Consider the following 22,136-nt stretch of genomic DNA (forward strand, 5'->3'; position numbering starts at 1 on the left):
AATAATAGGAGATGAAATTAGCACTCTATATAATTGAGTGCTAAAAAAGGGAGGCTGAAATAGTATGGAAACGAAACAATTTAAGGCGGAATCAAAACGATTGCTCGAGATGATGATTCATTCCATCTATACGCATAAGGAGATTTTCCTGCGCGAATTGATTTCGAATGCAAGTGACGCCATGGATAAGATGTACTATAAAGCGTTGACGGACGAGACGATTTCGTTCGAGAAAGAACACTACAAAATTACGATTGAACCAAATAAAGAAGCGCGTCAACTCATCATTCGTGATACTGGAATCGGAATGACGAAGGATGAACTAGAAGAGAATCTCGGTACGATCGCGAAGAGTGGCTCGCTTGCCTTCAAGGCAGAAAACGAGGCACAAGATGGTCATGATATCATTGGTCAATTCGGTGTCGGATTCTATTCCGCATTCATGGTCGCAGACGTCGTCACTGTCGTTACGAAACCATTCGGTAATGCAGTCGCTTATAAATGGGAATCGCGTGGTGTCGAAGGCTATACGATCGAGGAAGTCGACAAAGAAACCGTCGGAACGGAGATTACGCTCCACATCAAGGCGAATGAGGACGAAGAATCGTATGACGAATACCTCGAGACGTATCGTCTGCGCAGCATCATCAAGAAATACTCCGATTTCATTCGCTATCCAATCGAGATGAAGGAACTCGAACGTCAGCCAATCGAAGGCAGTGACGAGACGGAAGATGTCGAAGTCGTCAAGACAATCAACAGCATGGTACCGATCTGGCGGAAGAACAAACGGGAATTGACAGACGAGGACTATACGAACTTCTACCAAGAGAAACGGTATGGTTTCGACAAACCGGCAAAACACATTCATATCAGTGTCGATGGTGCCGTTCGTTATCAATCAATCTTATTCATTCCAGAGCAGGCGCCGTACGATTATTATTCGAAGGAATTTGAAAAAGGCCTAGAGCTTTACGCGAACGGTGTCTTGATCATGGAAAAATGTAGCGACTTGCTGCCGGACCATTTCAGTTTCGTCAAAGGAATGGTCGACTCGGAGGACTTATCGCTCAACATCTCGCGTGAACTTCTACAACACGATCGTCAATTGAAGCTGATCGCGAAAAATATCCAAAGTAAGATTAAGACACAACTTGAAGCCCTTCTGCGCGAAGATCGCGCGAAGTACGAAACGTTCTATCAAGCGTTCGGACGTCAGCTGAAGTTCGGTATGTATAATGATTATGGCATGCACAAAGAACAAGTGCAGGACCTCATCCTCTTCTACTCAGCGAAGGAGAAGAAGTTGATCACGCTTGCGGAATACGTCGCAGCGATGCCGGAAGATCAAGCGCATATCTACTATGCGGCTGGTGAGAGTACGAATCGTTTAGATAAGTTACCGCAATCCGAGCTCGTTCGTGATAAAGGGTACGACATCTTGTACTTCACGGAAGAGATCGATGAGTTCGCGATCCAGATGCTCGTGACGTACAACGAGAAGACGTTCAAGTCGGTCACGAGTAGCGACTTAGGGATTGAAGCAGAAGAAGCAGAGACGACGGACGCACAAGCGGAGATGTTCCAAGCGATGCAGGAAGTGCTAAGTGGACAAGTCAAGGAAGTCAAAGCATCGACGCGTCTAAAATCTCATCCCGTCTGTTTTGCGACAGACGGCGCCGTCTCGATCGAGATGGAGAAAATCCTTAAGGCAATGCCGAATAACGAAGGAGTAGAGGCGGTCAAGATTCTCGAATTGAACCCGTCACACGCAGTGTTCCAATCCCTTGAAACAGCGTATCAAAACGATCGTTCGAAATTCGAACACTATACAAAATTAATGTATCAGCAAGCGTTGCTTGTTGAAGGACTTCCGCTTGAAGACCCAGTAGCGTTCGCAAATGATGTGTGTTTATTGATGGTGTGAAACGAATGAGTATAAGAAAAGGCATTGGATGCGCGCATCCAATGCCTTTTTTCGTACAGTGTTACATTAATCCGTCTGTAAATCCGAAGCGGTTTCTCCTTTTTTCGAGAGAACGTTTAAGACGACGACGAAGAGTGCGAATGTGACAAGAGCTCCGATGAAACCGAAGACCGAAGACTCCGTGAAACCGATGACTAAATAACCAACAGCGGCAGTAACTGCACCGACTAGCGCATACGGTAACTGTGTCGTGACATGATCGATATGATGGGATCCAGCCCCAGTCGAACTGAGAATTGTCGTATCAGAAATCGGTGAACAATGGTCACCGAAGACAGATCCGGCAAGAACAGCAGCAAGCGTCGGTAACAAGAGAGAAGCGTCGACCGCCATGACGAGATCCGCACCGATTGGCAACATGATCCCGAATGTGCCCCAACTTGTTCCTGTCGAGAATGCCATCAAGCCGGCAATTAAGAATAATAAGAACGGCAAGTACGAAGCAGAAATCGAGTTGCTAACGAAACTTGCGAGATAGTCACCTGTTTTCATATCACCGATGACAGCGATGATCGTCCAAGCGAACAACAGGATGACGACTGCCGGCCACATCGAACGCATACCAGCAACGATGCTTGCACGGTAATCGCGTCCCGGAATCTTCCGTCCGATCAACATCAGGAAAGCAACGATTAAACTAATGACAACACCAGCGACGAGTGAACGTGTGACATCTGTTGCTTCAAACGCGCCGATCAAAGTGAACGGGCGATTGTCGGCTGCAAGTGCCTGAGCACCTGTTCCGAGTAACGCGCTGATCGTAGCTATGACGAGAACAACGATTGGAACGACGAGATCCCGAACTTTTCCGTTCGTGTGTTCCTTGACCTCTTTTGCCATCCCCATCGGTGTGCCTTTTGAGGCATCGAAGAGTTCACCTTTTGCAGCACGGCGTTCGTGTTGTTTCATCGGTCCGACAGAGATGCCAGAGTAAGCGATGTAAAGTGTTAACAGAAGAGCAAAGATTGCATAGAAGTTCATTGGAACGATCATCATGAAGGCGCTAAACGCCGAGTAATCCGTAATCGAGTGCGTCGTTAAGATACCAGCAATGATGGAGATGATAAATGCTCCCCAGCTTGAAAGCGGACTGATGACACAGACAGGTGCAGCCGTTGAGTCAATCAAATAGGCAAGTTTTGCACGTGATACACCACGACGATCCGTAAGCGGACGACTGACGTTTCCGACGGCGAGACTATTGAAGTAGTCATCGATGAAGATCAAAATTCCGAGGCCGAATGCGACCAAACGAGCACCACGTGCCGTTTTGACGTGCGTTGCTGCCCATTCTCCGAAAGCGCGTGCACCACCTGACGTTTGGATCAACGTCGAAAGGACACCAAGCAATAACAAGAAGACAAGCAATAAGACGTTCCATTCGTTCAAGGCACCATCTGCCCAAAATAGGCTGAAGATGTTCTTACCAAGATAGGTCACCGTATCGATCGGGTTAAAACGGTGGAGTAGTAGGGCACCGACGAGAATGCCGACACCTAGCGAAAGAACGACCTTTCGCGTAAAGATTGCCAACAAGATAGCTAATAAAGCAGGTACAAGGGCGATGATGGAATCTGAATAGTTGACCATAAAAAATATCCTCCTCTTTAATAAATAACTTAAAGATGAGACCCCGCGGCATAAAAAAAGCAAGGGCACCGGCAACAAAGCCGACACCCTCGCTGGATGCGTCTTTCTTAGCCGAATTGGAGCGCTCCATACAACTGCTATGTATGGCAATCGATCGGGTGTTTCCCGAATCGACCAACGACGATATGTTGGACACATATTATCATTTCGGCGATGTCACCTTTCCTGTAGTCGTCTTCGTTGTCATCCTCGGACCAAGTACTGATTGAAATCGCGCCTCTACCTCATCGATAGAATAGTCATATTCTGTTCTTATGGACACTTTATCATGTATTTCAGAAGCGATTCAACCATATATTCTGATAATTTAAGATAAAGTTATTTATTCGGCAAAATGTTGAATAAGCTGTTTCATTAAGTACGGTTGATTCTCTTCAAACTGTTTTTTTCGATGACCGTTTGCACCAGAGGGATGAGGGAAGCCGGAAAGAAGCTGATGCTGTTCAATTCGTCCGTCATGAATCAAGCTACGAATTTGTGCTTCGACGACACGACCGAGCGGAATCAACAGCGCTGATTCATGTAATTGATTGATCTCAGCAACGAAATGTTCCTCTGCATAGTGTCTCAACAAAGGACTACGATTGATTTTCGGTTGATGCCCTGAATAATTTTTTTCTCGATAAAAGACGGGTTGTTTTAATAACGACGTCGGATGCAGTAATTGCTGATGTTGATGAAATAAGGTAGCCGTCGTCTCGATTCCGAGTAATGCTGGAAGTTCGAGTGTATCAAGCATTTGGACGAGGTTGCGTCGCATCGTTCCAGCAAAGCTTGCCGTATATTTGACGAGGCGTGCCGTCTCTTCCAATGAAACGCTATGATGAAGTGCATCCGTCGCTTCTTCGAAAGCGATTCGCATCTGTTCAAATCCTGGTGTGATCCCGATGATGACGACTTTTGCTTTGGTATTGACGTACTCACCAATCGGAGAATAATAAACGGTCAGTTCGTTCTCCTGTTGCAATAAAAAGGCATCCGTCCATAATTCATCACGTCGTAATGTACGGTCGTCAGGTAAGGCACGAATAGCATGTTCAAATATAGTTAACGAATTCATGTAAGATCCTCTCTCTCTGTAATGGCATTATGATAACAAATAATACCATTTGAGACAATTAAACCCTTTCTCTTTTTTTTATACAGGTACATAAAAAGGACTCATATCGAGTCCTTCTTGGTTTATTGCGCGCGTTCTTTTACGGAAGCGACTTCATAAGTCAGAATTTCGCTGCCGAGCATCGGAGATTCTCCAGCTTCACTACTCGCAGGTCGACTATGTGACGCTTTGAAATCGTCACTCTCCCGCCACGCTTGAAAACTCTTCATGTCTTCCCAGTACATGTTGACGTTCATCTCATCATGCTCTTCGATGTTTTGTGTCAATAAGACTTCGACACGGATGAAACCATCCATCGTATCGAGTCCACTTGGACGTGTAAAACGAGGAGCGAGGGCAGCAGCCATCCCTTTTTTGACTTTAATCCGGTTCGTAACGACGATCATCATAAAATCCCCTTTCAAAAAACGAGTAACGTACTTCTTCAGTATAGTACGATGAGGGAAAGAATGCCGGAAAGAAGGAACAAAATACAATGAATGAGCAAGAATACGATCAACAATTACGAATCGAGACGATCGAGATGCAACACCTTTATGGTGTATTTAGTCACTACAATCGCTATGAACCAACGCCTTATGCAGCACTAGACGAATTATGCGAAACCTATCTGTTTCAAAAACAAGACACTGTCATTGATTTTGGTTGCGGAAAAGGACGATTGAACTTTTACTTACACGATCGTTTTGACTGCTCCGTCATCGGAATCGAGATGAATGGACAATTTTACGAAGATGCGCTCCGGAACATGGCGAATTACGAAAGTCGACGTAAGCGACGTTCGGGAAGTTTACGATTTGAACAGGCGTATGCCGAACAATACGTCATTCCGGCGGACGCGAACAAGTTTTATTTCTTTAATCCGTTCTCTTCCCAAATTTTCATGAAAGTGATCGATCACATTTTAAGTTCGGTCGAGCGGTCCTCGCGTTCGGTTGATCTCATCTTGTACTACCCAACCGATGAATATCGAGAATATTTGGAGCGACATACCGTATTCGAGCAAATTGATGAGATTCGATTACGAGACTTTTATGACAAAAATCACGACGAACGATTTGTCATCTATCGTTTTGATCCGAAGAAACTGCTTCAAAACGGGTATGAATACAGTGATGAGAGAAATGGAAAATAAGGAGGTCGGATGATGATTCGCTTGGAGCATGTCACGAAAGAGTTTGCACCGGGGCGTGGAATATTCGATGTCAGTTTTACGGTTGAGCCGGGAACAATCTTTGGTTTCATTGGACCAAACGGATCCGGAAAATCAACGACGCTCCGACATTTGATGGGATTGATGGCTGCGGATGATGGAAAGGCGACGATTGGCGGCTTTGATTGCTGGACACAAAGTAAAGAAGTGAAGCAGTTGGTCGGTTACTTGCCGGGCGAGATTAGTTTACCTGGAGATATGACGGGAGCAGACATGCTGGATTTGATGCAACGGTTGCATGGCAGTGATCCGGCACGACGACAACTGTTGTTGAAACGATTTCCGTTTGAGACGAAGACAAAAATCCGTAAGATGTCAAAAGGGATGAAACAAAAACTGGCACTCGTCGGTTGTTTCATGAAGGATGCACCAGTTTATCTACTCGATGAGCCGACCAGTGGACTCGATCCTTTGATGCAAGAGCGTTTTTTAGAGTGGATCGAACAGGAGAAGCAAGCGGGAAAAGCGATTTTGATGAGTTCGCATCACTTTCCGGAGATGGAAAAGTCTTGCGATCGAGCGGCTTTAATCAAAGCGGGTCGTATCATCGTCGAATCGGATATCCATGAGTTGGTTCGATCGAGTCGCAAGACGTACACAATCGTCTTCCGAACTGAGGTGGAGGCGGCACAGTTCGCGATGCAGATCGGTACGGAATCGAAGCGAACAGAAGTCAGTTTTCAAACGGACGAGACGCTGAGCTTAAATCAGGCGATTGCTTACCTAACCCAATATGATGTACAACTGATCCGTCCGTCAGCAGATGATTTAGAACAGGTCTTTTTGCATTATTACGGAGAGGAGGAGTCATCGTGATATTGTTGATCCGTTCGTTGTTCAAGCAAGTCAGAAAGCCCGTGCTTGCTTATGCGATTGGAACGAGTCTCTACTTATTGATGCTTGCGCTACTTTATCCATCGATGATGAAGACGGGTTTATTAGAAGCAAAACTGGAAGCATTACCCCCCGAGGTCTTGAAAGCTTTCCAGTACGATAAGGTGACAGGGTTTGATAACGTGCTGGATCTACTCGGCGGCAACTATTACGGACTGATCTTCCAAGTCATTGTGAGTCTCTTCCTGCTCTCATTAGCGGCACGCTTGGTTGCCCGACCAATTGATAATGGGGAACTGATCGTTTATCTCGCAGCACCTATAACGCGACATGCATACACACTGGCTGTTGCTGTCGTCATGGGCATCGCTAGTACGCTTCTCGTAGGACTAAACGGACTTGTACTGATGGTTGCTGACTGGTGGATGACCGGTATTTCAATCGATGATGTCATCTTATGGCGGATTCAAGTCAATGCTCTCTTTTTACTCTTTGCGATGGGTGCCTTTACGTTATTCATTGCGACGTTATTCGACGAAGAACGACGTGCTTTTTCACTTTCAGGTAGTGTATTAGTCCTCTCTATCGTTTTGACAATCCTATCCGAATTGAGTGACAAGACAGAGTGGCTCCGTTATCTATCCGTCTTCTCCTTATTTAATACGACGCAGTTATTAGAAGGAACGGACCATTTTCTTATCCACTCGGTTTCCTTACTCGTCCTTTGTCTTGTTTTCTTGACGGGAGCGTTCGTTCAATTTGGACGTCGTAGTCTATCGATTTGATCGAAAGTGACGAAAAAACTTTACAGAAAGTGAACATTTAGGATTTGAACGTTGCGTCAAGCGCTGATTTTTACTAAGATAAAGGAATGTTGTAGTTCTGGAAAAAGAAATGAGGTCTTTTGAAATGAATAAACCATCCATTTATGGATTAACGCTTGAGCAGATGACAGAATGGTTATCGAATCAAGGGCACAAACCATTCCGTGCCAAACAAGTATGGGATTGGCTCTACCGTAAACGTGTCACGACTTTCGCGGAAATGACGAATGTCAACAAGGATTGCCTTGAGTTGTTAGATCAGAGTTTTACGATTGACTCGATGACAGAAGCGGTCAAGCAAGAATCAGCAGACGGAACAATCAAGTTCCTCTTCAAATTATATGATGGCAACTTGATCGAAACGGTTTTGATGCGTCATAAATACGGTCTTTCTGTCTGTGTTACGACACAGGTTGGCTGTAACATTGGCTGTAGCTTCTGTGCAAGTGGTCTCATCAAGAAGAGCCGCGACTTGTCGGCAGGCGAAATCGTTGAACAGATCATGAACGTTCAACATCACCTCGATGCAGTCGGTAACGAAGAACGTGTCAGCCACGTCGTCGTCATGGGTATCGGTGAACCGTTCGATAACTTCGACAACATGGTCGACTTCTTGAACGTCATCAAAGATCACAATGGTCTTGCGATCGGTGCACGTCACATCACGGTTTCAACAAGTGGTTTGGCAGACAAGATTTACAAGTTTGCTGACTTGAAACTCCAAGTCAACTTAGCAATCTCGCTTCACGCACCAAACAACGAATTGCGTACGCAAATCATGAAAATCAACCGGGCGATCCCGCTTGAGAAATTGATGCCAGCGATCGATTATTACGTTCAAACGACGAACCGTAAAATCACGATCGAGTACATCTTGCTCCGTGGCGTCAACGACCAAAAAGAACACGCGGTCGAACTTGCGAAATTGTTCGAAGACAAACGTCACCTGACGTATGTCAACTTGATTCCGTACAACCCAGTTGATGAGCACGGTCAATATCAACGCAGTACGTCTGAAGACATCACGACGTTCTACGATACGTTGAAAAAGAACGGCTTGAACTGTGGTGTTCGTCTTGAACACGGAACAGACATTGATGCTGCGTGTGGTCAATTACGTAGTAAGCAAATCAAAAAAGATAAAGTAGCATCCAAATAATTCGTTGGGCTTCTCATCGTTTCGGTGGGAAGCTTTTTTTACGATAAGAAATGAGGACATCCTATGACACGTACACGATTCAATGATTTTAACTTAAGCGCACCGATTCTCGATTCAATCGAGCAACTCGGTTATACGACACCAACCGAAGTTCAGCAATCCGTCATTCCAGTCGTATTGTCTGGAAAAGACGTCATCGTCAAATCACGGACAGGGAGCGGGAAAACGGCATCGTTTGCGATTCCGCTGTGTGAACTCGTCGAGTGGGAAGAAAATAAACCACAAGTTTTAGTCTTAACACCAACACGTGAGCTTGCTTTGCAGGTCAAAGAAGATATTATGAACATCGGACGCTATAAGCGGATCAAAGCGACTGCTGTCTTCGGAAAACAACCGTTCCGCGGACAAGTGACAGAGCTCAAACAAAAGACACACATCGTCGTTGGCACACCAGGACGCGTACGCGATCATATCGAGCGGGGCACGTTATCACTTGAGAAAGTGCGTTACGTCGTTTTAGATGAAGCGGACGAAATGCTGAACATGGGCTTCCTCGATCAAGTCGACGCCATCTTGTCCGAGTTACCGAAGGAACGGATGACACTATTGTTCTCTGCGACTTTCCCAGAAGACATCGAACAGTTGAGTGACCGTTACATGGAGGCACCAAAACGAATCGAAGCAGGTGAGACGGTCGTCTCAACGATCACGCATAGCTATATTCCGGTGACGGATAAGACGAAGTTCGCCATTTTAAAAGATGTCCTCGTCGCTGAAAATCCGGATCGTTGCATGATTTTCTGTCGGACGAAAGAACATGTCGATTTCGTCGCGAATGGCTTGCGCGCACATGACTATCCGGTTGAAGCGATTCACGGTGGAATGGAACAAGATGACCGACTCGATGCGATGAAAGCGTTCCGTGCCGGTAAGTTCCGGATTCTTGTTGCAACAGACGTCGCGGCACGCGGAATCGATATCGAGAACATCACACACGTCATCCAGTACGATCTCCCTGTCGAACGGGAAAGCTACGTTCACCGAACAGGTCGGACAGGTCGTGCGGGAGCTACTGGACAAGCAATTAGTCTTGTCACACCAGCAGACGAACGTCGCCTGAAGGAAATCGAGCAATATCATGGGAAGCTGACACGTCGACAAGCACCGACGGAAAAGGACTTGATGCGGACAGCGGATGCGTTCGAGGAGAAGATGGCGACGGAAGATACGCGTTCATCGAAAACGGAACAGCTCGATGCCGACATCATGAAGTTGTTCTTTAATGGTGGGAAGAAGAAGAAACTCCGTGCCGTCGACTTCGTTGGAACGATCGCGAAGATTGAAGGCGTCACAGCAGACGACATCGGAATCATCTCGATTCAGGATACGTTGACGTATGTCGATATCCTGAACGGGAAAGGTCCGCTTGTCTTACGAGCAATGAAGACGACGAAGGTCAAAGGGAAACAATTGAAAGTGTACGAAGCATTCAAGAAATAAGACAAGCCGGTCATTCTCCGCTTAGGCGAAGAGGGACCGGCTTTTTTGTGTCAAGGCATGTCCAAGATGGAGTCCGCTAGCGGCTGCCTGAGCAAGAGAGTGTGTTGCACCGGAACAATCACCGATTGCATAGACACCGGGACACGTCGTCTCAAACGTTTCGGACGTTTCAAGCATCGGTGCGTAAAACTTACCATCTAGTCCGTAAAGTAACGTATCTGCAGGGAGTTCCGTCTCAAGAAGTCGTTCGAGGCGTTCTAAAAAACCTTCTAAGACGAGACAATCTTCTACAGGAACTTCCGCGTGTAAATCTCCCGGGGAAGCACTTAGAGAAGGAATGATTTCGTTACGAGTCAATTGCTCCATTGTCGTCGCTTGTAATTTTCGAAAATCACCGAGTCGTTGGACGACGATGCGATCCTGTCCTTGGTTGATCTTGCCGATGACACGCGTCGCATACGCATTGGCTTTCGCTAGTGTCGAAAAATAACGTGGGAGAAACAGTGTAAAGTTCAGATTCGTCGATCCGTCTGCTGTCTCGTGGACGTTTTGACCGTCCGGCATGACGAGGCCTTCTTGATATTTTCGAATGATCCGTCCACGCGGATTCATGCAATAAGTGACGGCTTGACCATGAGGAGAGTCGTAGCCGAGCTTCGTCTCGAACGTGTCCTGTAGCAACGTTCGAAAGAGGACTTCCTCTGTTTCAATCCGCACACCGAGATCAAGTCGAGTTCGCTGTGGCGTGACACCAAGCGTAGCTAACTGGTGCAGTGTAAAGTCTGCACCGGAACGACCTGTCGCGAACACGATCCGTTGACTGACGAATGTCTCGTTCGTTGTTTTGATTGTAAACTGCTCGGACTTCGTGATCTGCTCGATTGTCGCTTCGAAGCGAGCATCGAGTCGCGGTAGTAAGGCATCCTCAAACGCTGTAAAGACGGTAGCAGTCCGTGCTGTGCCTAAATGACGTACCGTTGTTTCGACTGTGTGGAGACCGGCACGACGGGCACGAGACGCTACAGTAGGCGAGTGAGTGGAATAGCTTTCGATTGTATCTGCACCATATGTACATAAGAGGTCATCGACTTCTCGGAATAGTTGTTGCGTCGTTTCTACGCCGATTTTTGAGACGAGCTCTCCACCGAATCCCGTTGCATAATTGAATTTCCCTTCTGATTTTCCGAGCCCAGCGAATCCAAGATACGCATCTTCTGCCGTTCGTTCACGAATCGGTTTTCCGGCATCGAGCAATAAGACACGCTGTCCATGTTCAACGAGCTGATGAGCAAGAAAAATTCCCGCTACACCAGCTCCGATAATCGTGACATCATACATCAAAGACGCCTCCTTTTCTCTGAGTATACAAAAAAGCCGGATTCCTGTGAAAGGAATCCGGACTGGTTGATATTGCTTATTTCCATTCTGTGATGTCAGCGATTGGTAGACGAACAGATGGGTATCCTGCGTCAACTGCTTTACCGATTGAAAGCAACATGACTGGGAGGTAACGCTCTTTTTCAAGACCGAATGCTTCTGCAATTTGGTCTTTTTCGTAACCACCGATTGGGTTTGTATCATAACCATGTGCACGAGCCACGAGCATCAATTGCATTGAAACAAGACCTGAATCAATCAAAATGCTATCACGTAATGTTTCAACGTCTTCTGGACGGTAGAAACCTTTGATTGCTGGTACTTGGCGATCGCGTACTTCTTGTGGCATAAGACCTTTTTCAACAGCCATATCGTAAATTGTCTCGATGCTATCGACCGCGTTCATGTCACCGAAGACAGCGATGACAGCAGAAGATGTCTCGACTTGGACTTGGTTGAATTTCGCGAGTGGTGCAAGTGTTGCTTTGCCTTCTTCGCTATCGATGACAAGGAAACGCCATGGTTGCATGTTAACTGAAGATGGAGCAAGTGTTGCTTCTTCAAGGATTTGTGTCATTTCTTCTTTTGAAATTTTTACGTTTGTATCGTAGTTACGGATCGAGCGACGTCCTTTGACGATTTCCATGAAGTCCGTAGTTGTTTGAGTAGTCATAATTATTCAATCTCCCTTGTGTGTGTTCTCTGTTTTATAGTGTGAAAAACTTATTTCCAGTCTGCGATGTCAGCGATTGGCAGACGAACAGATGGGTATCCTGCATCAACTGCTTTACCAATCGATAGCAACATAACCGGTACGTAACGCTCTTTTTCAAGACCGAATGCTTCAGCGATTTGATCTTTTTCGTAACCACCGATTGGGTTTGTATCATAACCATGTGCACGAGCGACGAGCATTAATTGCATTGAAACGAGACCTGAGTCAATCAAGATGCTGTCTTTCAAATCGTTCGCTGATACGCTGCTGTACATCCCTTGAATTGCTGGTACTTGGCGATCGCGTACTTCTTGTGGCATAAGACCTTTTTCAACAGCTGTATCGTAGATGTTCTCAAGTTGATCAACGGCGTTCATATCACCGAAGACAGCGATGACAGCAGAAGATGTCTCGACTTGAACTTGGTTGAATTTTGCGAGTGGTGCAAGTGTTGCTTTGCCTTCTTCGCTATCGATGACGAGGAAACGCCATGGTTGCATGTTGACGGAAGAAGGTGCAAGTGTTGCTTCTTCAAGGATTTGTGTCATTTCTTCTTTTGAGATCTTCACGTCTGTATCGTAGTTACGGATTGAACGGCGTCCTTTGACGATTTCCATGAAATCTGTTGTAGTTTGCGTTGCCATATTAAATCGACTCCTCTTTTAGTTTAGGTAATGTATCAGCGTTCGCTTCGATGCGTTGAATCATCTCAGCTAACGTCCGTTGTTCTTGAGCAGAGAATCCTTCGAGTAAATTCTCGAGGAACTCATCTTTTTGTTCGCGTAATTGTGCGATGCGCGTCGCTCCTTGTTCCGTTAAAGAAACAAGAATCACCCGATTGTCAGCGGCTGAACGCTCGCGCGCAATCATCCCGGTCGATTCCAGATGCTTCAGGTGACGGGTCACTGCCGCATGATCGACATTAACGCGTTTTTGTAATTCTTTTTGACTGATCGTTTGATCAACTTGCAGTTGAGCGAGCAAATCCATTCGAGTCTGACTGAATCCGTCCGTACAGAGATCGAATTTTTGAGCAATCGTCTTATTGACGGAGACGAGTGCATAAATCAAACGTCCTTTTTCGTTGCAGGAAATACTCAATCCATCACATCCTTCCCTTCGTTCGAAGAAACCTTTGACGTATCAAAGATTGATATGTAAACGAATATAACGTGTTTAATTTGATGACGCAACTTATCTGCTTTCAACATAAAAAAAGATATCATTCGCGCGGAATGATATCGAGTCAGGCGACTTAGCTAATTTGGCGTTCAGACGCCGGAAGTCCTTTTGCATCAATCGCTGCGATAATACGACGGAAATAAAACAACCAAAATTGCAAGAATGGTCCGATTAAGAAGATCGAGAGAATCGTACCGAAGAAAACAGGACCACCGAGCAACCAGCCGATGCCGCATGCCGTAACTTCCATAATTGTCCGCATCAGGCGAATCGAGGTTCCAAAACGCTCTGCAAGCGTCAGCGTCAAACCATCACGTGGACCAGCCCCGTAACCGACGGCGACATATAGACCGGCACCCATGCCGATGATGAAGATCCCGAAAACGAGCCAGAGTGTATTCAACCAGATCGACTCAAAAGACGGTAAGAGATGAGAACCAAGCACAAGATTCATAAAGACGCCGACGAAAATCGCGTTAACAAGTGTACCGATTTGCGGCGTGACGCGGTCTAATGCGTACTTAACGAAAACGAGTAAGAGACCAACAAGCAAGATGATCGTTCCTACGGATAGCGGTGTTTTCTTTTGGAGGCCAAGATGTAACACATCCCACGTCGAGACACCGAGTTCCGCTGTGATCATCATCGATGAGCCAAGGGCGAGTAAAAATAAACCGAGTAGGAAGAGTCCCCACTTTAACGTAGCGCGTAATAACCAGGAAGCACGATGACGCGTCATGTCTGGCACCTCATTTCTTAAAAATAATTGATTCGTTAACTGTATCATGAGGAAAGTGGAAGAAGAAAGACGAAATTTTCCGTTTTTTCCATCCTAAGAAGGAGGGGAAGGGTGAAAGAGAAACGTATACTGGAGAAAAAAGGAGGTAACAGGATGAAAGCGATCCGACATCTGATTCGTTTTACATATATAGAAGCCATCTGTTGTGTCTTTCCTGTGATGATTTTCGCAGCGCTTGCTCTTTCGCGTTATTTGCCGACTGAACCGATCGCGCGATACGATCTCTTGTTGCTGTGGTGTATTCTCGTTCAAATCGCGTTACTTGTCAGTCGTTATGAAACGAAGGAAGAATTCAAACTGATTTTATTGTTTCACGTTATCGGTCTAGCACTTGAACTATTCAAGGTGAACGTCGGATCGTGGAGTTACCCAGAAGATGCTTGGACAAAAGTAGCAGGTGTTCCACTGTATGCAGGGTTCATGTACGCAAGCGTCGCAAGTTATGTGTGTCAGGCGTTCAGGAGATTTCATTTACGATTCACAGCATTTCCTCCCCCATGGCTTGCGATTAGTGTCGGGAGTCTCGTCTATTTAAACTTCTTCAGCCATCACTGGATTTTCGATGCGAGGTGGCTGCTAATGGTCCTCGTCGTTTTCGTCTTCTATAAGTCATGGGTTCACTTTACAATCGAGCAGACGGTTTACCGGATGCCGCTTGTCCTGTCCTTTTTACTGATTGCTTTCTTCATTTGGATTGCTGAGAACATCGTGACTTTTTTCAAAGGCTGGGTCTATCCGCATCAAGAAGGAGGCTGGGCAGTCGTTGATTTTGGTAAATTGTCTTCTTGGTTTTTACTTGTCATCATCACCGTCCTGATCGTCATCGTTGCGAAATACAAGCGTCATGATCCGGCTGTGGAAATCAATCAACGGACCTAGTTAAAAAAACAACCTGGTTATTTATTTGATCTACTTCCGCGTTTTTCCGTTGCTATAGTGTAAAAAAACGCAAAGGAAGTGGTTACGGATGATGCAACAGGTGATGGAACGGGCAACTGAATTGGTTCAAATGAAGTTAGCAGTCGTCGAACGATACGAAGACTGGCAACTTTGGCTCGACGAAGTAAACGGAATCGATGAGTGGGTCAAGATGTCAGCTTATTATGCACCACGCCACGTACAGGAAACAACGTTCGTCGACGAAGTGGTAGGGGTAATGCCAGAGCAAACTATCGAAGTGCCGTCACAAACATCTATCGAACCTGTACGAAAGCTGCGTTATGCTTACACGTTTCAGCGAGGGTTAAAAGGTGGCTCTTTACTAGAATGGTCCGGTAGTCATATTTCAGAACGAGACGTGCGTGACTGGAATCTCGAGCATGGCATGGAGGTCCGTGTCCGTGTCGATCGTCAGGATGACCAGAAAACGGTGTGTCGCATCGAAGCTGTCGTCTCAACGGAACGGATGAAAGAGAACCCGGAACGTGTCGTGTTTGAACAAGCGATCGTCAAAGTACACGGCATTGTTGAAGAGACGGTTAACGGTCCGCTACAAGATGAAGCAGGAAAACCGTTCTACTATGTCGTACCGGTAGAGGACATGCGCTATTTTCGACTAGAAGCAGGACAACTCGTCGATCTCGTCATGTGGCGGGGACGGAAAGAGAGCTTGACGATTGTCTGGAAGCATCAGTTTACCTACGAAAAACCGGTTGTCAACGAACCATCAGATCGCCCGATAAAATTAGAACAACTAGTAGAGAAGGTAACTGTTACAGCGAAAAAATCGGACCGGTATGCACGAAAAATGAAACGGCAAACGGCTCCAAAACCTAAAAAAGCGCAGCGTCGCATTCGTGTTCAAAAAGAGCGAAAGATTGAACCAATCGTGACGACAGCTGTACCTGGACAATTGATGGATTTCGTCGATAAGACACCACTTGATTTCACGCGCTTCACAGGTATGCGCCTCGTCATCGTTGGAAACGAACAACAAACAGCTGTCTATCGTGAGTTCTTTGCGCCAACTGGAATTGAATTGATTCATCTCGCAGGAGACGCACAATCCGCGAAAAAGATTGCCTGTCTCGCCAAAAAGACGGATGCGATCGTCGTCGTGACGAGCCGTGTCTCTCATGCAGCGAGTGCGCATGTCATCGCACAGGCGAAAAAACATAGTATTCCGTTCGCGATGGAACGCCTCGATGGTCGTCGTTCATTATATACAGCATGTGAGCGACAACTTGAGCGTGCTTGGCTCAAACAGCAACAAGACGGGAAATTATTGAAAAAAGAGTGAAACATTAGAAGTTATTAGCCGTAGAGTAAGGTGAGAACTTATTTTTCAAGGAGGACCTTACTCATGTCATCTCAATTAAAAAAAGCGGCAAAGGCGTCGTTAAGCGGTCGTTGGGGATTCGCAGTCCTAACATTTATTCTGTTTAGTATTATTCAAGGTGTACCTGGGTTATTTGGATCAGATATGGATGAACCAGCTAATACCATGGATCTCGTCGTATCGTTGGTATCGATTTTATTGATTCCGGTTGGAGTCGGTTGGACTTGGATTGCGATGTCAATTGCTCGTGGAGAAGAAACGAAAGTAACGGATTTATTTGAACCATATGGCATGTTTTTCAAAGTGATTGGTCTAGCCATCGTACAATTCTTTTTTATCTTCCTATGGTTACTGCTATTAGTCGTACCGGGAATCATTAAATCATTTTCTTATATGCTAACGTTCTATATTTTGCGAGATGAACCATCAATTGGTATCTTAGAAGCCATTACACGCTCTCGGAAAATGATGGACGGGCATAAAATGGAAGCATTCATGCTCTTACTATCGTTTATTGGTTGGGCTCTTTTAGGAATCGTTACCTTAGGTCTAGCATTCCTGTGGATTACACCGTATTTCAGCGTCACCTTTGCAAAATTCTATGATCGTGTTCGTGGTGAACAAACGCCAGAGCCGACATCAGATTTCGTCGCACCATATTAATACCGGATCCCGACATCATGTCGGGATTTTTTTGTCTAAAACAATTCCGATGGGAAAAGACGGTTTAATGGTTGCTTTAGTTCAATGAATTCTGTACGATGAATGCAACACATCTTATCTAGAGAAGTCGAGGGACTGGCCCGAAGACACTTCAGCAACCCCGCCATGGCGGAAGGTGCTACTTCCAGGAAGGGATACCTTCTGAAGATAAGAGCGGACAGGACAAGATACCGTCGCTCTTTTCGAACTTCGAAAAGGGCGCTTTTTATTATAAGGGGGATGATGGAGTGGAGTATGGTTTTTGGTTACCGATTTTTGGGGGATGGTTACGGAATGTCGAAGATGAACAGATGCCGGCGACATTCGATTATGCAAAACAAGTCGCACAAACAGCTGAACGCATCGGTTTTTCGACGACATTGATCGCAGAATTGAACTTGAACGATATCAAAGGAATAAAGGAACCGAGTCTTGAGGCATGGACGACGGCAGCGGCAATCGCTGCAACAACAGAACGCCTTGAAATCATGACAGCGGTTCGTCCCGGGTTCCATAATCCGGCGACGACGGCGAAGATGGCAGCAAACATCGATCAGTTGAGTGGGGGACGTTTTACGCTGAATGTCGTCTCGGCCTGGTGGGCAGAGGAAGCGAAACAGTATAACGGTATCTTTACAGCGCACGATGAACGCTATGCGCGGACGGAAGAATTCGTCACGGTCATGAAAGGACTATGGGCAGACGCTTCGCCGTATAGTTTCTCAGGCAATCACTATACGATCGAGCAGGCAGAATTACACCCGAAGCCGGTTCAGCGTCCGGGGATTAAGCTCTACGCCGGTGGAGAGAGTGAAGCCGGAAAACGAACAATCGTCGAACACTGTGATGCGTATGTCATGCACGGGGGCACGGTCGAAGAAGTCGCTCACAAAATCAACGACATGAAAGTACGCCGGGAAGCGACGGGACAAGCTCCACTCGAAAGCTTTGGTCTTGCGGCTTACATCATTTGCCGGGATACGGAAGAAGAAGCGCTTCTAGAATGGCAACGGATTACGGATGTAAAAGAAGATAGCGCTGGTTATGCCGGTTATCAAGACTTCATTAGTAAATCGCAACTGGAACAACAGGTCGAGCGAAATGATTATTCCGTCTCAAACCGCGGTCTACGACCGAACTTGATCGGCACACCGGAACAGATTGCGGAACGTATTCTAGCGTTCGAAGCTGTCGGTGTCACGTTGCTCTTGTTACAATTCTCACCACAACTTGAAGAAATGGAACGCTTTGCTCGTGACGTAATTCCACTTGTCGAAGCGAAACGAAAGGTAGGTCAACAATCATGACAAAAATTCATATTCTCCACGAAAATCAAGAATGGACGGACCATCTCATCAAACGACTCGAAGAACTCGAGTTACCGTATGAACAGTGGCACTTGAATGAAGGAATCGTGCCACTCGATGAAGTACCACCAGAAGGTGTCTTTTACAGCCGAATGAGTGCCTCTTCGCATACACGTGGACATCGCTATGCACCGGAGTTGACGGAAGGAGTCCTCGCTTGGTTAGAAGAACATGACCGGACTGTCTTTAACGGAACGCGTGCACTCCGTCTTGAAGTCAGCAAAGTCAATCAGTATACAGCACTACGCAAAGCAGGCATTCGTGTACCGAAGACGACAGCTGCCGTTGGACGTGATCAAATCGTCCAAGCAGCAAAAGAGATTGGTGTTTCGTCATTCATCACGAAGCATAACCGTGCCGGCAAAGGACTCGGTGTCCAGTTGTTCCACTCGATTGAAGCACTTGAAGCTTATCTCGACGGTCCGACATTCGACGAACCGGTCGATGGCATCACGTTGATTCAAGAGTACATCCAAGCACCAGAACCGTACATCACACGTTGTGAATTCGTGGGTGGAAAATTCGTTTATGCGGTTCAAGTGGATACGTCAGAAGGGTTTGAGCTCTGCCCAGCGGATGCGTGTGTAATTGACGATTTATTCTGCCCAGTTGGGGAAGAAGCGCCGCAAACACCGATGAAGTTCCAAATCGTTGAAGGTTTCAATGATCCAATCATTGAAAAGTACGAAGCGTTCCTCCAAGCGAACCAAATCGCGGTCGCCGGCATTGAGTTCATCAAGGATGCGTCAGGTACGATCTATACGTACGACGTCAATACGAATACGAACTATAACTCGGACGCTGAAGCAGCGGCAGGACGTTACGGTATGCTCGAACTAGCGAAGTTCCTTGGAGCAGCACTTGAAACAAGCACAGTAAAATAAGAATTGGCTCCCGCCCTGTCACCGGACGTTACAAGACCGGATGACGGGGTATTTCTATATAAAAGGGGGCAGGTGTATGATTACGTGGAAAGAAGAACGACAGCTCGATATTCCAATTGAAGAAGCATGGCACTTGTTTGATCATACGCGGCTACAACGTTTGATTCCAAATGTCGTCCAACATGAGGTGATTGAACGAAAACCGGGTGTCGTCGGTTCGACGTATCGTCAAACGTATATGCAGGGTAATCGACTTGAAACCTATATTGTGACCGATTTAGCCTATACGAATGAACCTGACTTCAAACAAAATACGATTGGATTCACGTTAGCACGGATTTTCAAGATCGAGATGACCTTTACACTCAAACCACTCGGACCTGATCAATGTCTGTTGATTTATACGGGAAAAAATGAAGGAGCGAACTTTGTTGGGAAAAGTCTGTTGTCACTCGGTGGCGAACGAGAGAACGAGAAAATCGTTCACGGGTTGTTGCAACGTGTCGAAGAAGAAGCGGCGAAACAAAAGAAGAACAATGCATGAAAAAACGGATTCCCGTGCTTGGGAATCCGTTTTAGCATCTTATCGATTCGTATACGATTTGTGACCACTTGGTAAACCAGAGAGGTAACCGACACCACCTGTTTTTTGAATACCGATGCCGTCTTTCATCGCTTGTTCAAGCGCCTTTGGATCGACGGCAGTGATTTGTTTTCCTGTCAATGCCTCACCTGGGTGCTGGTAGTTGCTTAAAAGATAGCTATATCCACCAACATGATCAAGTGAACGAAGACCAGTTGCTTCCGCTCCGACTGGAACTGACAGGATACGTGATAACTTTTTCGTTTTCAGGTTATACGCCCAGACGAAATTGTTCGTGTGAAGGGCACTGTCTTCTCCGATGAAGAGCGTATCGGATGTCGCAGAGTATGCAAGGTTATCCGGATTCGCAACAAGATCAGGGTTCGCTGTGTTACCGTAAGCATCTGGCTTCGCTAAATCTTCGCCAATGACGAGTGCTTGCATATTCGTTGGTACATAACGGCTGTCGATGCCTTTTGCACGTCCGAGATTGATTTCGAATGTCGCACCCGATTCACGTTTTTCAAGCTGGATATCGTCTTGGACAGCACCTTCTTGTTTTTCGGTACTACCTGACACATAAGACAAGGCGATGTAGGCTTTTTTGTCCTGTTCGTTGACCGTGATGCCTTCCATCTTGTTGAATTCTGACGTCGCGCCAAGCAACGCACCGTAACGACGTGATTCGAGGAAGGCAGCTTCTTTTTCCTTACCAGGCTTTAGCTTCAAGTATTCGACTTTTTTGCTGGCAGCTGTTTTGACCGCTTTAAAGCCAGGTGTAGGTGCATCAGCTGTTTCGAAGATATCGCTGAATTTTGTTCCTTTATCAATCAAGCGTTTGACTTCTTTATCAGAAGCATGACCAAGCTTGATCCACTCAAGATCACCGGCTCCACCTTCTGTTGCACGTGTCTGTTTGAACTTCGCCGCGTAGAGCGTTCCTTTAGAGAAATCACGTTTTTTATCTGCGACGTACATGAACATCATCGTGTTGTTGCCATCGTCACCGAAAATCGCCGTCTTTTGATCCGGAAGAATCTGCATCATCTCGTGCGAGAAGCGACCTGTGCTGTAATGTTTGACCGCTGTCGCCTTTCCTTTACGGTCGACTGAGATTTCAGGTGTATAGCCGTAGAAGTACGGATTCGCTTTTTTAGTCGTTCCGAAATAACGCTCAGCGAAGGCATTGACTTCTTTATAGGCAGACGAAGTCTTATCTGACTCGAAAGCACGGGCATCTGGTTCATATTCCTCTGATCCAAGGTGCGTTCCCCATGGCGTCGTGGAACCGTTACATGGTGTCCAGAGTCCATTGACGTTTTCAAAATCAATTTTGCTCGCTTTTTTGACAGCCAATTTTCCTGTCTTTTTGTCTTGGACGACTTCCGTTAATGTCATCGATGCCGGAAGTCCTTTGACTTCATTGCCAGCGTTATCGATTGAGTCATATTCGAAGTGAGACACCATATATTTTTTTCCGTGCACTTCAAGTAGGCTGTTCGAGTCTGGTGCGTCAGAAACGAATGCTTCCGGTTTGTCCGGTACACTGCGGTCGATGATTGGATTACCTTTGGCATCGATTGGTGTTCCCGCTGCAATCATTTCACCTTTGTTTTCGACGATTTTGTCTTGCGAGAGGAATAATTGATTATAGTTCAACGGCTTTACTTCTGTTTTACCGTTCGTATAGGTGACTTTGACTTTTGCTTCTGTATAGGTTTTCACCATTTGATCGATTTTCGTCGGTGCATTCATCGACAAGAATTCGACCTTCTTGATGTTGCGTGTAGTATGAGAAGAGCTGTGGGCATCCGCGAACATCGGGACCATACTTGATGACAAGACCGCTGCTGATAGACCAACCATGAGTGTTCGTTTCATTTTCGTTTCCCCCAAATGAGTTTGTATTGTTGCTACATTTCCATTTAATCAGTCGATTGTGTAGAGGGTGTAAAGAAACCT

Annotated in this window: 21 protein-coding genes and 2 riboswitches; of the genes, 12 read left to right on the forward strand and 9 right to left on the reverse strand. The window is 46.1% G+C overall.

Annotated features, from left to right (window positions below; genetic code table 11):
- Positions 1 to 64 precede the first annotated feature (64 nt).
- Positions 65 to 1,927, forward strand: a complete 1,863-nt coding sequence (gene htpG, locus ACV3PA_RS02960; protein ID WP_053452017.1) for a molecular chaperone HtpG — start codon at positions 65 to 67, stop codon at positions 1,925 to 1,927.
- A 66-nt stretch (positions 1,928 to 1,993) separates the two neighbouring features.
- Here the strand turns inward: htpG and ACV3PA_RS02965 are convergent, their stop codons facing one another.
- From ACV3PA_RS02965 to ACV3PA_RS02975, 3 genes are all read right to left on the reverse strand, one after another.
- Positions 1,994 to 3,577 (reverse strand): Na+/H+ antiporter NhaC family protein, encoded by a 1,584-nt coding sequence (locus ACV3PA_RS02965; RefSeq protein ID WP_053452018.1) that lies wholly within the window; start codon positions 3,575 to 3,577, stop codon positions 1,994 to 1,996.
- Positions 3,578 to 3,688: 111 nt separating this feature from the next.
- Positions 3,689 to 3,867: riboswitch (Lysine riboswitch) on the reverse strand.
- Positions 3,868 to 3,959: 92 nt separating this feature from the next.
- Positions 3,960 to 4,697 carry a uracil-DNA glycosylase family protein gene (locus ACV3PA_RS02970; protein ID WP_456125595.1) on the reverse strand — a complete coding sequence of 246 codons (738 nt, stop codon included), beginning with the start codon at positions 4,695 to 4,697 and terminating at the stop codon, positions 3,960 to 3,962.
- 122 nt (positions 4,698 to 4,819) lie between these two features.
- Positions 4,820 to 5,143 (reverse strand): heme oxygenase, encoded by a 324-nt coding sequence (locus tag ACV3PA_RS02975; protein ID WP_053452020.1) that lies wholly within the window; start codon positions 5,141 to 5,143, stop codon positions 4,820 to 4,822.
- Between the two features lie 89 nt (positions 5,144 to 5,232).
- Here ACV3PA_RS02975 and ACV3PA_RS02980 point away from each other — a divergent pair, with 89 nt between their 5' ends.
- The 5 genes from ACV3PA_RS02980 to ACV3PA_RS03000 all read left to right on the forward strand — a co-directional run bounded on the left by ACV3PA_RS02980 (position 5,233) and on the right by ACV3PA_RS03000 (position 10,287).
- Positions 5,233 to 5,892: a methyltransferase gene (locus tag ACV3PA_RS02980; RefSeq protein ID WP_082318473.1), complete on the forward strand. Its 660-nt coding sequence runs from the start codon at positions 5,233 to 5,235 to the stop codon at positions 5,890 to 5,892.
- A 9-nt stretch (positions 5,893 to 5,901) separates the two neighbouring features.
- On the forward strand, positions 5,902 to 6,786 hold the full coding sequence (locus ACV3PA_RS02985) for an ABC transporter ATP-binding protein (RefSeq protein WP_456125596.1): 885 nt from the start codon (positions 5,902 to 5,904) through the stop codon (positions 6,784 to 6,786).
- Positions 6,783 to 7,589, forward strand: coding sequence for an ABC transporter permease (locus tag ACV3PA_RS02990; RefSeq protein WP_456125597.1), 807 nt, complete (start codon positions 6,783 to 6,785; stop codon positions 7,587 to 7,589). The genes ACV3PA_RS02985 and ACV3PA_RS02990 overlap by 4 nt, the downstream gene beginning before the upstream one ends.
- Before the next feature lie 124 nt (positions 7,590 to 7,713).
- Positions 7,714 to 8,787: a dual-specificity RNA methyltransferase RlmN gene (rlmN, locus tag ACV3PA_RS02995; RefSeq protein WP_023469793.1), complete on the forward strand. Its 1,074-nt coding sequence runs from the start codon at positions 7,714 to 7,716 to the stop codon at positions 8,785 to 8,787.
- Between the two features lie 63 nt (positions 8,788 to 8,850).
- On the forward strand, positions 8,851 to 10,287 hold the full coding sequence (locus ACV3PA_RS03000) for a DEAD/DEAH box helicase (RefSeq protein WP_053452023.1): 1,437 nt from the start codon (positions 8,851 to 8,853) through the stop codon (positions 10,285 to 10,287).
- 21 nt (positions 10,288 to 10,308) lie between these two features.
- Here the strand turns inward: ACV3PA_RS03000 and ACV3PA_RS03005 are convergent, their stop codons facing one another.
- The 5 genes from ACV3PA_RS03005 to ACV3PA_RS03025 all read right to left on the reverse strand — a co-directional run bounded on the left by ACV3PA_RS03005 (position 10,309) and on the right by ACV3PA_RS03025 (position 14,300).
- Positions 10,309 to 11,625, reverse strand: a complete 1,317-nt coding sequence (locus ACV3PA_RS03005; protein WP_053452024.1) for an NAD(P)/FAD-dependent oxidoreductase — start codon at positions 11,623 to 11,625, stop codon at positions 10,309 to 10,311.
- A 76-nt stretch (positions 11,626 to 11,701) separates the two neighbouring features.
- Positions 11,702 to 12,337, reverse strand: a complete 636-nt coding sequence (locus tag ACV3PA_RS03010; protein ID WP_053452025.1) for a nitroreductase family protein — start codon at positions 12,335 to 12,337, stop codon at positions 11,702 to 11,704.
- A gap of 50 nt (positions 12,338 to 12,387) precedes the next feature.
- Entirely contained in the window at positions 12,388 to 13,023 is a 636-nt protein-coding gene (locus ACV3PA_RS03015; RefSeq protein WP_456125598.1) for a nitroreductase family protein, read from the reverse strand.
- A 1-nt stretch (position 13,024) separates the two neighbouring features.
- The gene (locus ACV3PA_RS03020; RefSeq protein ID WP_456125599.1) at positions 13,025 to 13,480 is read right to left on the reverse strand and encodes a MarR family winged helix-turn-helix transcriptional regulator; all 456 of its coding nucleotides are present in this window, start codon (positions 13,478 to 13,480) and stop codon (positions 13,025 to 13,027) included.
- Positions 13,481 to 13,634: 154 nt separating this feature from the next.
- Entirely contained in the window at positions 13,635 to 14,300 is a 666-nt protein-coding gene (locus tag ACV3PA_RS03025; RefSeq protein ID WP_053452028.1) for a YczE/YyaS/YitT family protein, read from the reverse strand.
- A gap of 153 nt (positions 14,301 to 14,453) precedes the next feature.
- Here ACV3PA_RS03025 and ACV3PA_RS03030 point away from each other — a divergent pair, with 153 nt between their 5' ends.
- The 6 genes from ACV3PA_RS03030 to ACV3PA_RS03055 all read left to right on the forward strand — a co-directional run bounded on the left by ACV3PA_RS03030 (position 14,454) and on the right by ACV3PA_RS03055 (position 20,135).
- On the forward strand, positions 14,454 to 15,239 hold the full coding sequence (locus ACV3PA_RS03030; protein ID WP_456125600.1) for a DUF817 domain-containing protein: 786 nt from the start codon (positions 14,454 to 14,456) through the stop codon (positions 15,237 to 15,239).
- An 88-nt stretch (positions 15,240 to 15,327) separates the two neighbouring features.
- Positions 15,328 to 16,599: a DUF2325 domain-containing protein gene (locus ACV3PA_RS03035; protein ID WP_456125601.1), complete on the forward strand. Its 1,272-nt coding sequence runs from the start codon at positions 15,328 to 15,330 to the stop codon at positions 16,597 to 16,599.
- A 63-nt stretch (positions 16,600 to 16,662) separates the two neighbouring features.
- Entirely contained in the window at positions 16,663 to 17,301 is a 639-nt protein-coding gene (locus ACV3PA_RS03040; protein WP_053452031.1) for a DUF975 family protein, read from the forward strand.
- A gap of 111 nt (positions 17,302 to 17,412) precedes the next feature.
- Positions 17,413 to 17,515: riboswitch (SAM riboswitch) on the forward strand.
- A 73-nt stretch (positions 17,516 to 17,588) separates the two neighbouring features.
- Positions 17,589 to 18,647: an LLM class flavin-dependent oxidoreductase gene (locus tag ACV3PA_RS03045; RefSeq protein WP_456125602.1), complete on the forward strand. Its 1,059-nt coding sequence runs from the start codon at positions 17,589 to 17,591 to the stop codon at positions 18,645 to 18,647.
- Entirely contained in the window at positions 18,644 to 19,591 is a 948-nt protein-coding gene (locus tag ACV3PA_RS03050) for an ATP-grasp domain-containing protein (RefSeq protein ID WP_053452033.1), read from the forward strand. The genes ACV3PA_RS03045 and ACV3PA_RS03050 overlap by 4 nt, the downstream gene beginning before the upstream one ends.
- A gap of 76 nt (positions 19,592 to 19,667) precedes the next feature.
- The gene (locus ACV3PA_RS03055; protein ID WP_053452034.1) at positions 19,668 to 20,135 is read left to right on the forward strand and encodes an SRPBCC family protein; all 468 of its coding nucleotides are present in this window, start codon (positions 19,668 to 19,670) and stop codon (positions 20,133 to 20,135) included.
- A 39-nt stretch (positions 20,136 to 20,174) separates the two neighbouring features.
- Here ACV3PA_RS03055 and ACV3PA_RS03060 read toward each other — a convergent pair whose 3' ends face one another.
- A complete protein-coding gene (locus tag ACV3PA_RS03060) occupies positions 20,175 to 22,055 on the reverse strand; it encodes a PhoX family protein (protein ID WP_456125603.1) in 1,881 nt (626 codons plus the stop codon).
- Positions 22,056 to 22,136 lie beyond the last annotated feature (81 nt).

The sequence above is a fragment of the Exiguobacterium sp. EA-TM-5 genome (genome assembly GCF_053878415.1).